Annotated in this window: 11 protein-coding genes; 2 read left to right on the top strand and 9 right to left on the bottom strand. The window is 42.5% G+C overall.

Going from position 1 to position 12,144, the window contains the following annotated elements:
* Nucleotides 1-65: 65 nt before the first annotated feature.
* The 6 genes from MHH40_RS16465 to zapA form a co-directional block, all read right to left on the bottom strand.
* Nucleotides 66-521, bottom strand: a complete 456-nt coding sequence (locus MHH40_RS16465; RefSeq protein WP_340901336.1) for an immunity 63 family protein — start codon at nucleotides 519-521, stop codon at nucleotides 66-68.
* 163 nt (nucleotides 522-684) lie between these two features.
* Nucleotides 685-1,089 carry a DUF350 domain-containing protein gene (locus tag MHH40_RS16460; RefSeq protein WP_008345990.1) on the bottom strand — a complete coding sequence of 135 codons (405 nt, stop codon included), beginning with the start codon at nucleotides 1,087-1,089 and terminating at the stop codon, nucleotides 685-687.
* A 14-nt stretch (nucleotides 1,090-1,103) separates the two neighbouring features.
* Entirely contained in the window at nucleotides 1,104-3,461 is a 2,358-nt protein-coding gene (locus tag MHH40_RS16455; RefSeq protein WP_340901433.1) for an endonuclease MutS2, read from the bottom strand.
* Between the two features lie 21 nt (nucleotides 3,462-3,482).
* Nucleotides 3,483-5,195: a DNA polymerase/3'-5' exonuclease PolX gene (gene polX / locus MHH40_RS16450; RefSeq protein ID WP_340901334.1), complete on the bottom strand. Its 1,713-nt coding sequence runs from the start codon at nucleotides 5,193-5,195 to the stop codon at nucleotides 3,483-3,485.
* A gap of 114 nt (nucleotides 5,196-5,309) precedes the next feature.
* Nucleotides 5,310-5,843: a CvpA family protein gene (locus MHH40_RS16445; RefSeq protein ID WP_003216761.1), complete on the bottom strand. Its 534-nt coding sequence runs from the start codon at nucleotides 5,841-5,843 to the stop codon at nucleotides 5,310-5,312.
* 7 nt (nucleotides 5,844-5,850) lie between these two features.
* On the bottom strand, nucleotides 5,851-6,108 hold the full coding sequence (zapA, locus tag MHH40_RS16440; protein WP_012010831.1) for a cell division protein ZapA: 258 nt from the start codon (nucleotides 6,106-6,108) through the stop codon (nucleotides 5,851-5,853).
* 134 nt (nucleotides 6,109-6,242) lie between these two features.
* Here zapA and rnhC point away from each other — a divergent pair, with 134 nt between their 5' ends.
* Nucleotides 6,243-7,166 (top strand): ribonuclease HIII, encoded by a 924-nt coding sequence (rnhC, locus tag MHH40_RS16435; RefSeq protein ID WP_340901332.1) that lies wholly within the window; start codon nucleotides 6,243-6,245, stop codon nucleotides 7,164-7,166.
* A gap of 38 nt (nucleotides 7,167-7,204) precedes the next feature.
* On the opposite strand, the gene pheT is transcribed toward rnhC, so the two are convergent.
* From pheT to MHH40_RS16420, 3 genes are all read right to left on the bottom strand, one after another.
* Entirely contained in the window at nucleotides 7,205-9,619 is a 2,415-nt protein-coding gene (gene pheT, locus MHH40_RS16430; RefSeq protein ID WP_050943609.1) for a phenylalanine--tRNA ligase subunit beta, read from the bottom strand.
* Nucleotides 9,620-9,634: 15 nt separating this feature from the next.
* On the bottom strand, nucleotides 9,635-10,669 hold the full coding sequence (gene pheS, locus MHH40_RS16425) for a phenylalanine--tRNA ligase subunit alpha (protein ID WP_050943608.1): 1,035 nt from the start codon (nucleotides 10,667-10,669) through the stop codon (nucleotides 9,635-9,637).
* 377 nt (nucleotides 10,670-11,046) lie between these two features.
* A complete protein-coding gene (locus MHH40_RS16420) occupies nucleotides 11,047-11,790 on the bottom strand; it encodes a TrmH family RNA methyltransferase (RefSeq protein ID WP_309217105.1) in 744 nt (247 codons plus the stop codon).
* A 113-nt stretch (nucleotides 11,791-11,903) separates the two neighbouring features.
* On the opposite strand from MHH40_RS16420, the gene sspI reads away from it, so the two are divergent.
* Entirely contained in the window at nucleotides 11,904-12,125 is a 222-nt protein-coding gene (gene sspI, locus MHH40_RS16415; protein ID WP_003216243.1) for a small acid-soluble spore protein SspI, read from the top strand.
* Nucleotides 12,126-12,144 lie beyond the last annotated feature (19 nt).

Below are 12,144 nucleotides of genomic sequence, written 5' to 3'. Positions count from 1 at the left end.
TATAGCAAACTTTTCCTTAGGGCAGTTTGCTTTTTTCTAATAGGGCTTGGTTCAATTGCATATGTTTACTTTTTCGCCGGTGTTTCGATAGAGGCTCTTTTTCCTTCATGATGCCACTGTTCATATAATCCACCGATTGCACGAAATGAGTCGTTGACTCTTTCTACGATCTGTTGATGGATACTAGGGTCATTCGGTAAATGCGTCTGGATGTTGTCGACTTGATACTTCCTCATCATGTCGATGTAAACCGTGAGAAAAATCGTGTCTTCTAAAATCCAGTAAATGACTTCATCCGCCGCTTTTGTTCTTTTATGTAGCATTTGAATGCCTCGTTCATATTGAATGAGGATATAACCACTCGAATCGATTTGAATATAGGGACTCAAATCATCAAAAAATCCTGACGTTTGAAACGGACGTGCAATATACGGTTTGTATATGTCTCTTGGAAGGGATGTCATTTGAAGACAAGTATCAATGCGCTTGATCAGTTCGTCTTTTTGCAGAATGTGCTTCATGTCATTCGCCGCCTTTGATGAGATAAAAGCTGCCAAGGGATTCCCTGACAGCTTTCTAACGCCTGTTTTTTTCATTTCACAGGAACAGATAAACGGCACCAATGACCGCAAAAGTGCAGGCAACTACGATTAATACTTTTGCTAGCTTTTCCATGTCGTCTCCTTAAATGCCGGCTGCTACTACGTAAGACAGCCCAACTGAAATGATGAGTGAAATAAACCCGACCGCTCTATTATCATTTTCAATCTCTTTGTCTACTTTAAAACGTGGTGTTAAAAATTCAAAAATGAAATAGCTGACAAGCAGCATCACAAAGCCGTATACGCCCCATCCAATCATTTGAAGAAGGGAATTGTGCTGAGCGATTGAATGCTGAAACACATTCGCAATCCCAAAGATTTTCCCGCCTGTTGCCATGGCAACGGCTAAGTTCCCCCGCTGAATCTCTTCCCAATTCTTATAGGAGGTGACGAGTTCAAAAATGGTTAGAAATAAGACGAGACACAGGACGGCCACGCTATAATAGGCGGCAATTTCCACAAGTTCATTTTCCCAAAAGGCTTTCATGCGTTTTCTCCTTTTTACTTTAATTCGACGATGGTGACGCCTGATCCTCCCTCACCTTGTTCGCCAAAACGAGCATTTTTCACACTTCGATGCTGTTTCAGTAATTCCTGAACCCCTTTTCTAAGGGCGCCAGTTCCTTTACCGTGAATAATAGACACGCGCGGATAACCAGCTAATACAGCATCATCTAAATATTTTTCGACTCTGCTTAAGGCATTTTCATAACGCTCGCCTCTTAAATCGAGTTCCAGCGAGACATGATAATCTTTCCCTTTGACTGCCGTGATGGCTTTTTCTTGCTTAAATTCAGGTGCTGATTTGATAAATTCCATGTCTTTTTCTTTTACCTTCATTTTCAGAATGCCCATTTGGACACTCCATTCTTTGTCGCCTGTTTGTTCAAGCAGCGTTCCTTTTTGCCCGAAGGTAAGCACTTTGACTTCGTCGCCTGACTTCAGCTGTCTTACTGCTTTTTTCGCTGGCTCTGGCTTCTTTTTCCTGTCAAACTCAGGAACAGCTTCTTCAAGACGCTTTCGCGCATCGATGAGTTCATGCTCTTTGAATGAGCGGTGCTCACTTTTTAACGACCGGAGCTCTTGAATGATATCTTCTGCTTCTTTTGATGCTTGTTCAATTTTCTCTTTCGCTTTCTGTTCAGCTTCTTCAAGCAGTTTGTCCTTTTGCTCATTCCATTCAAGAATTTGTCTTTGCAATTCTTTATGAAGCTTTTCTGCTTCTTTTCTATAGACTTCTGTCTCATGCAGTTCTTCTTCTGCTTGTTTCTTGCTATCTTCTAATGAAGCAATCATTTGGTCTACTTCATTATGCTCTGCATGCATATCTGCTTTTGCCCGGTCTATAAGGTGATCTGGCAAACCAAGACGCTTTGAAATTTCAAATGCGTTACTTCGTCCAGGCACACCGATGAGCAGGCGGTACGTTGGAGATAAGGTTTCAATATCAAACTCCACGCTTGCATTTGTGACGCCTTCCCGGTTATACCCATATGCCTTCAGCTCGGGGTAATGAGTCGTTGCGATGACACGTGCATTCGTTTGATGCACTTCATCTAATATGCTCATCGCAAGTGCCGCACCTTCAGCTGGGTCTGTTCCTGCCCCTAATTCATCAAATAAGACGAGAGTATTAGAAGTCAAATGCTTTAAGATATCGACAATATTGACCATATGAGATGAGAACGTACTCAAGCTTTGTTCAATGGATTGTTCGTCTCCAATATCAGCAAAGACTTGGTCGAACACAGCCACTTCAGAGCCTTCTTCAACTGGAATATGGAGGCCCGCCTGTGTCATCAGCGTCAGAAGACCTAGCGTTTTTAAAGTAACGGTCTTTCCCCCTGTATTTGGTCCAGTGATCACGATCGTTGAAAAATCTTTGCCGAGCTCAATATCATTTGCGACAACTTGATCCCGGGGCAATAGAGGATGTCTTGCTCGTTTTAAATAGATTTCTCCTTGATCATTCACAGCAGGTTTTGTGGCTTTTTCTGTCTTTGCATATTTAGCTTTAGCAAAAATAAAATCTAGCGTCTGCAGTTCCTTTACATTGTGAAGCAGTTCCCCAATGTGCTCTGAAACGCTCTCTGTCAGCATTTGCAGAATCTTTTCAACCTCTTGCTTCTCTTTTAAACGGGTTTGCTGCAAGGTGTTATTTACATCCACGACCACTTGCGGCTCAATAAAAAGGGTCGCCCCTGATGAAGACTGGTCATGAACAATTCCGCCGTAATTCGAGCGGTACTCTTGTTTCACCGGAATAACAAACCGGTCATTACGAATGGTGACAATTGTGTCTGACAGCATTTTCGAAGCCGATTGTGAACGAATCATTGCTTCTAATTTATCTCGGACTTTTGATTCTAGTGAGCGTAATTGAATACGCAATGAACGAAGTGCAGGAGTTGCATGATCAAGCACTTCTCCATTATCACCAATACAGCTTTCGATTTCTTTTCTGATTTCAGGCAGTAATATCAGTGTCTCAGCATATGTATGAAGGCGCGGTATATCTACTCCATCTTCATACATGGACGTGAGAAAGTGCTTCATATTTTTCACCGCATATAATAGCCCTGCGATTTCCATCAGCTCAGAAGGGCTTAATGTACTGCCGATTTCTGCCCGTTTCACTGCGCGTCTAATATCTGTTAACCCGCCAAATGGCGCTGATCCCTTTAAGCGGATCACATCTTGCGCTTCTGCTACCTCTTCCAGCAAATGCTGAATGGTTTCTATATCCGTCAGAGGTGTTAAATCCTGCGCTCTTTCTTTTCCTAATGTGGATGCGGTATAGGACATCACTTTTTCTTTTACTTTATGAAATTCTAATGATGCTAACACTTTTTGTTGCAGCATGGTCCAGCCTCCTAACGACTACCTGTCACGCGTTAAAAACTTTTTGATCTCGTTTAGAGTAAAAGTATTCACGACATTTGCTTTTGGTGTCCAGCCCTTTCTTGCAGCTGTTACACCGACTTCCATATGTTCCAGCATGGCGATGTTGTGCGCATCTGTATTGATCATGATGTGCACACCCGCTTCATTTGCTTTGATTAAATGCTCTGTTTTTAAATCAAGTCTTGACGGATTGCTGTTGAGCTCAAGTGCAGTGCCCGTTTTCTTCGCAAGCTCTATGAGTTGATCTATATTTAAGGCATAGCCATCCCGTCTGCCGATCAAACGGCCTGTTGGATGTGCAATTAAATCGACATGCTGATTACGCAAGGCATTTTCAAGGCGTTCCATAATGACTTCTTCCGGCTGAGAGAAGCTAGAATGAATAGACGCAATGACAAAATCCATGTCTTTTAAAAAGTCATCATCATAATCTAACGATCCATCCGGCAGGATATCCATTTCGACCCCTTTGAAAATGTGAAAATGCTCGAATTCCTGATTAAGCTTGTCAATTTCTTTTGCTTGCAGACGCAAACGTTCTTTTGTTAAGCCGTTGGCTACTTTTAAATATTGCGAGTGATCTGTTATCGCCATGTATTCATAGCCTTTTGCGATACATGCTTCCGCCATTTCACGAATAGAGAAGGCTCCGTCACTCCATGTCGAGTGCATATGAAGGTCGCCTTTGATATCTTTCAGTTCTACAAACTGCATACTTTCTTTATACGTATCAATCTCCGCTCCGGTTTCACGAATTTCTGGCGGAATGAGCGGAAGTTGAAAATGTGCATAAAAAGCGCTCTCGTCTTCAAACGTTTTTACTTCTCCAGTTTCAATTGTTTCCACACCATATTCGCTAATGCGCTCTCCGCGTTCCTTCGCAAGCTGACGCATTCGAATATTGTGATCTTTTGAGCCAGTGAAATGGTGCAGTGTAGTTGCGAATTGGTCTACTGTCACAAGCCGGAAGTCGACACTGATCTCAAAATCAAGGGCAAGCACAACAGATACCTTCGTATCACCGCTTGCGATGACATCTTTCACATCATCAAGTGCAACGAGCTGCTCTCTGACTTGCTCAGGATTGTCTGTTGCAATGATATAATCTAAATCTTTGACGGTTTCGCGTGCACGTCTTAAACTGCCAGCTCTTGAAAAACGGATGATACCTTTCATCTCTTCAAGCGCATAATCAATCCGCTCTGCCACATCTAATGCAAAGCCAATTGGCAGTCGTTCCGGCTGCTTTCCTGCTTCCTCAAGAGCTGCGAGAATCTTTTCTTCTGTTTTTTTGCCGAAGCCAGCAAGCGCTTGTACCTTTTCCGCTTCGCATGCTTCTTTTAGAGACTGTGCATCATGGACGCCAAGCTCTTGGTAAAGCTTAGCGATCTTTTTGCCGCCGAGTCCTGGCAATTTCAAAAGCGGGACAAGTCCTTCAGGCACTTCCCTTTTTAATTGTTCGAGTGTTTCTGATTGTCCTTTTTCGATATACTCAGTGATCACAGCAAAGGTTCCTTTTCCAATGCCGGGTAATGCTAGTAGATCATCTATTTGAGAAAGGCTGCGGTCATCTTGCTCCAGTGCCGCTGCTGCTTTACGAAAGGCAGAAATCTTAAAAGGATTATCTCCTTTTAGCTCCATATATACTGCAATTGTTTCAAGAAGTTTGATAATATCTTTTTTATTCATCTCTCATCCTCCAGCCGCTTTGGCATCTTCCTTTATAAATATACAAACTTTTCCTTCATCCTACAACTTTCTGTCATGGAATGAGAAAAAACTTCTCCAAGAAAGGAGAAGTTTTTAAACTCCATACGTCGTCCATAAGTCTTTAACAAGACCGGACAGATAAGGGGTGTTGCTTACGATCGCATCTGCTAATATGGATTTGCTCAACATTGTTTGCAGTGCATCGACTGGAAGTAATGCAGCGACAAACAAGAGAATAAATACAAATAGATAGGTTTCAAGAAATCCTAAAACACCGCCAAGCAGTTTGTTGACCTGTTTAATCACAGGTATACTTGCAATGGTTGTGAGCAATCCGCCAATGATGGCGAGCAGGATTTTGGTCAAGATAAACAGAATGATAAACGCAATGGTATTATAATAAGCTGTTTCTAGATTCCCACTAAAGAAAGCGAGCTGCGCTTGACCGCCGCTAAAATTAGGTGCTGGAATCCACGTAAGCTGTGGTGCAAGTGACTGATAAAACATGGAAGCCACTAAGATAGAAACAACAAAGCTGATCAATTTAATAAATTGAAGAATAAACCCGCGTTTTAGACCGACAAGCGTTCCCATAAGAAGCAAAAACAAAATGATGATATCGATCACGGTAATTTCATTCCTTTTCTTTAAGCTGAATCTCTAGTTTTTCGTATTGCTCTTTTAATTTCAAGTAGTCGTGGACGACATTGACTGCTGTCAGTACAGCTAATTTGTTTATATCAAGGTATGGGTTTTTTTCATTTATTTCTCTCATTTTATCATCAACAATTGAAGCAACGTGTCGCATATGCATCTTCGTTTCTTGACCGATGATCGTATAGGACTGTCCGTAAATCTCAACTGTTGTTTTCGTTTTACCGCCGTCAGACAACGTTTCTCCTCCATTCCACGAGAATCCTAGTCTCTATCATAACATGTTTAGACATTGAATGGAAAGACGAGCCCTTCCCTGTTATGGTACACTTTAGAAATCAATGATATCAAGGTAAAAAGGAGTTATCCACTGTGCCCCAATCCGTCTTAAAAGCAACATCAGAAGACCTTAAAAAAATGAAGAGCGCGTATGCGCACCACTTAACTGATACGTTTCCACCAGGCGCCCTTTTTCAAGCAAAGGTTCCTGGCTGTACAATTACAGCCTATCGATCTGGAAAAGTGCTATTTCAAGGTCAAAAGGCAGAAGCTGAAGCCAGTCAATTCAGCCATTTACAAACAGCTGATCCGAAAAGTCCAAAAGCACCTGCTGTCACAAAATATAGTCCGCCGTCAGGGATTGCTTCTATGTCCGTCATCGGTTCAGATGAAGTAGGAACAGGTGATTATTTTGGACCGATAACGGTCTGTGCCGCCTATGTCGATTCAAGCAAGCTTGCTCTCATGAAAGAGCTTGGCGTAAAAGACTCAAAAGGTCTAAAAGACCCGCAAATTATCAACATTGCCAAAGATCTCATCAAAACCATTCCGTTCAGCCTGCTCGTACTCCGAAATGAAAAGTACAATGCGATGCAGGAAAAGGGCATGAGCCAAGGAAAAATGAAGGCGCTCCTTCACAACCAAGTCATCACCTCTGTGCTGGAGAAATTAGATGGGAAACAGCCTGAAGCTATTTTGATTGACCAATTTGCAGAACCGGGTATTTATTTCAAGCATCTTGCTGGGAAAAAAATCATTCGGGAGCGGACGTACTTTAGCACAAAAGCAGAAGGCATTCATTTGTCAGTTGCTGCGGCTTCCATTATTGCAAGGTACTCTTTTTTAATTGAAATGGATAAGTTATCTAAAGCAGCAGGGTTTGACATTCCAAAAGGAGCCGGTCCTCATGTGGACAAGGCGGCTGCAAAGCTCATCAAGCTGCACGGCGAAGAGGCTTTACGTCAATTTACAAAGCTGCATTTTGCCAACACACAAAAAGCGAAAAAATGGTTATAAAAAAGAGCTAGGCCCATATGGCCTTAGCTCTTTTTTCTTTAACCGCGCAAGACGGCTTGATACGTATTTTCTAATGCTTTCAATACGTTTGTATGAACAGCGGTGACTTCTTCCTCTGTCAATGTTTGTTCCGGATTTAAATATTGGAGAGAGAATGCAACAGATTTTTTGCCTTCTTCCATGTGTTCACCTTCATACACGTCAAAGACGGATAGATCAGTCAGTAAATCCCCGCCTGCCTCATAGATGACCCGCTCCAGCTGTCCGCTTGAGATATGCTGATCTACAACAAGTGCAATATCTCTTGTCACAGCAGGGAATCTCGGAATTGCTGTATATTTCATATCCTTCGATTCAGACGTCATCACATCTGTTAAATCAAACTCGAAGACATATGTTTCTTTTAAATCTAATTCCTTTTCAATAACTGGATGAAGTGCAGCAACAAACCCAATGACTTTTCCATTTAAATGAACATCTGCTGTACGACCTGGGTGAAGACCCTCACGCTCTGCTTGAACATATGTGATTTGGTCTGATACACCAAGCTTTTCAAATAGACCTTCTGCAATTCCTTTCGCTACATAAAAATCGACAGCTTTTTTCTCGCCCTGCCAAAGATTTTTATGCCATAGGCCTGTCAGCGCACCAGCGACATGCTCTTTTTCCACCGGTTTTGCTCCTTCAGCTTCTGCTAAGAACACAGAACCCGTTTCATAAAAACCAAATGAATCAGCTTGTCTTGCCAGGTTATATGCAACGGAATCAAGTAAGTTTGGCAGAAGACTTTGTCTAAGCACACTTCGTTCTTCACTCATTGGCAGGGAAAGTCTCGTTTTATAAGCTGGATTCAATGCAAAAGCTGTAGACTTATGCTGATTTGTCAATGAATACGTGATCGCTTGAGAAAGACCTGCGCCTTCTAAGAAGCGTCTCACCTTTCTGCGCTTCACTTGATATGGCGTGAGACCGCCAACTGTACCAGCTGTCGCAGGCAGTGTAGACGGGATATTATCGTAGCCATATAATCTCGCAACTTCTTCAGTGAGGTCTTCTTCAATCGTGATATCCATTCTACGAGAAGGAACCGTTACAACAAGAACGTCATTTGATTCGCCTACTGTAAAGCCCAATTTGTTGAAAATTTGAATCATATCTTCTTTTGAAATGCTCATGCCAAGCACCTTGTTCACACGCTCAGTAGATACTTGGATGACATTCATACTTGTTTCAAGGTGGTTTTCCTCCACAGTCCCGCTTAGCACTTCACCACCTGCATAGAGACTGATCAGTTGCGCTGCTCTTTCGGCTGCTGATTTCGTACGTTGCGGATCAAGTCCTTTTTCAAATCGTGTACTTGATTCACTGCGAAGCCCCAAGTCTCTAGATGCTTGACGGACTGTTTGACCGTTGAAATATGCCGCTTCTAAAAGAATTGTTGTCGTTTCATCACGCACCTCTGATTCAAGACCGCCCATGACGCCTGCGACAGCGTGCGCTTTCGTCCCATTAGTGATCACAAGATGCTTTGATGAAAGTGTACGCTCTTGCTCATCAAGTGTTTGAATGCTTTCGCTATCAGTCGCTTTACGTACGACCACTTGCTTTGAACCAAAGCGGTCATAATCAAATGCATGAAGCGGCTGACCGTATTCAAGCAGTACAAAGTTCGTAATATCGACGACGTTGTTAATTGGGCGAATGCCTGCATTCATCAATCTTGTTTGAATCCAAAGCGGTGCTGGTCCAATCTTTACATGTTTAATGATCTTCGCAGCATAAAGTGGATTCGCTTCTTGATCCTCAATTTTCACTGAAATATAGTCTGCTGCTTTTTCTGAAGACGTGTCATGTGCTGTATCAGGAAGTTTGATATCCTTCCCTAAAATGGCTGCAACCTCATAGGCGACACCTAGCATATTCAGGGCATCCGCACGGTTTGGCGTTAAGCCAAGCTCAAGTACCGCATCGTCTAATTGAAGTGCCTGAAGGGCATCATCTCCGGGCTTGACGTCATTTGGGAAAACAAAAATACCTTCTGCATATTCCTTTGGTACGAGTTTGCTTTCTACACCTAATTCTTGCAGAGAACAAATCATGCCATGAGACTCTTCGCCGCGCAGCTTTGCTTTTTTAATTTTAAAATTCCCAGGAAGGACTGCGCCAACCGTTGCGACAGCCACATATTGTCCTTTATCCACATTCGGAGCTCCGCAAATAATTTGAACCGGTTCGTCTTCTCCGATATCTACGAGACATTTGTTTAATTTGTCGGCATTTGGGTGCTGTTCTCGCTCCACGACGTGTCCAACGACAACTCCTTTAATGCCTTCGCCTTTATATTCAACGGCTTCCACTTCAATTCCGCTTCTTGTGATTTTCTCTGCTAATTCATCCGGCTGAATGCCTTCTAAATCGACATAGTCTTCTAACCATTTATATGAAACAAACATGTTGATTTCCTCCTCTTAGTCCTGCTTGAATTGCTTTGTGAATCTAATATCATTTGTGTAGAAATGGCGAATATCATCAATGCCGTATTTGAGCATTGCAATCCGTTCAACACCCATTCCAAAAGCAAAGCCTTGGTAAGTTTCTGGATCAAATCCGCTCATTTTCAGAACATTTGGATGAACCATCCCAGCTCCTAAAATTTCAATCCAGCCTGTTCCTTTACATACAGAACAGCCTTTTCCGCCGCATTTAAAGCAAGACACATCCACTTCGACAGATGGTTCTGTAAATGGGAAAAAGCTTGGACGCAGTCTAATTTCACGATCTTCACCAAACATTTTTCTTGCGACTGTCTCAAGCGTACCTTTTAAATCACTCATGCTAATATTGTGATCGACAACAAGCCCTTCAATCTGCATGAATTGATGTGAATGAGTCGCGTCATCGCTGTCTCGTCTATATACTTTCCCAGGGCAGATGATCTTCACAGGACCTTGTCCTTTATATTTTTCGAGTGTACGTGCTTGAACTGGTGACGTTTGTGTTCTAAGCAGTGTATCCTCGGTAATATAGAAGCTGTCCTGCATATCACGTGCCGGATGCTCCTTTGGAAGATTCAGCGCTTCAAAGTTATAATAATCCGTTTCTACCTCAGGACCTTCCTCAACGGTATAGCCCATACCAATAAATAAATCTTCAATATCTTCGACAACAATCGTTAATGGATGTCTTGCCCCCATTTTGATTGGGCTTGCTGGCAATGTAACATCGATCGTTTGTGACGCAAGTTTCTTCTTCACTTCTTCTTTTTCTAGCTGTTCATTTTTTTCAGCAATAGCACCAGCAATCTGCTCTCTCACTTCGTTTGCGAGTGCGCCCATTTTTGGTCTTTCTTCTGCGGAAAGCTTGCCCATTCCGCGAAGCACCTCTGTGATCGGCCCTTTTTTCCCTAAATATTGAACACGAATGTCATTGACTTCTTTGAGCGAGCTAGCTGCTTCAACCTTCGCTATCGCTTCTAATTCAAGCTGTTTTAACGTTTCTTGCATGAGTGTAATCCTCCTTTTGATATACAAAACCGCCTGGATAAACGGCTGTTTGATCGTTTGAAGACAATAAAAAAACCCGTCTCCTCTAGAAAAGAAGGGACGAGTTGTGGTCGCGGTACCACCCTTGTTAAGCACAAATACATGTGCGAATAAGCTTCATTGACATAACGGAATCAAACGAATCCGGTTCACCTTTACGCAAAGCTTGCGGTCCCGGTGACAACTCCAGAGGTGAATTCCTGTTTCAGCATTCCTTAAATGCACTTTCAGTCTACGATGCATTCTCCCTATAAGGCCGCTCCTTGAAACAATCTTCCTCTATCATGGTTTTTAAAATATTAGTTTCATTATAGTGAAAATAAGCGCATGTTGCAACACTATCCACGCAAATGATAGACAAGAACAGCTGCTGCAACAGCCACATTTAATGATTCTGCCTGTCCATACATTGGCACATATAAATTATGGTCTGTCATTTGCAGAATCTCTGGGTTTATACCCGCGCCTTCATTGCCCACAATTAATGCAAACGAACCTTCTGCCGTTACGCTTCTATACGCTTTCGCCTTATTTAAAGCACTTCCGTATACAGGAATGCCTTGCTCCTTACATGCTGGTATGGTCTGCTGAAGGCTTTGCTTTAAAATGGGCAGGTGGAAATGTGACCCTTGTGCGGAACGGAGCGTTTTTCCGTTAAACGCATCCACTGTTCCATCGCCTAAGATCACAGCATCAAGTCCAGCAGCATCTGCTGTCCGAATGAGTGTGCCTAGATTCCCTGGGTCCTGCACTGCATCTAATAGAAGAAGTCGTTCATACTTCTTTTCTTCAAATACAGGAACTGTACAAACTGCCGCGATGTGCTGAGGCGTTTCCGTTTCGGTCATGGCAGAAAAGGCTTCCTCGCTCAGTTCATAAAGTTCAATGTCCGGATCAATATGAAAAGGAAGCTTATCAGGCGATGTGACCATTAATTCTTTCACAACTCCGCTCTTCAATGCTTCTTCCACTAAGTGGATTCCCTCCACGAGAAACAGCCCCGTTTTCGTTCGTTCTTTTTTCGTATGGAGCTTTTTCCACTGTTTAATGTTTGTGTTTTTAGCTGATTCTATATATTTCAAGCGACTTTAACTCCTTTAAATATCATGAATTTATTATATCTCATGCACACTACATAATAAACCTGTCTTTGAGACAGAATAGGGCTATTACCATCAAAAAAGGAGTGTGGGCAATGGATTTTAATTTAAGAGGCGCAGTCATTCAAAACATCACTGGCCATAATCAAGAGCAGCTTGAGCATACGATTTTAGATGCCATTCAAAGCGGTGAGGAAAAAATGCTGCCAGGCCTTGGCGTGTTGTTCGAAGTGCTATGGCAAGAAGCATCAGAAAACGAGAAAAACGAGATTCTTGAAACATTAGAGCAAGGCTTAAAGCCTCATCAGCAGCAATAAAAGAAGCCGGTTTGCTTAT

The sequence above is a fragment of the Bacillus sp. FSL K6-2431 genome, assembly GCF_038005165.1.
Classification (GTDB): domain Bacteria; phylum Bacillota; class Bacilli; order Bacillales; family Bacillaceae; genus Bacillus; species Bacillus pumilus.
The sequence above is the reverse complement of the archived record's forward strand: the minus strand, read 5'-3'. Positions and strand labels throughout refer to the sequence as shown.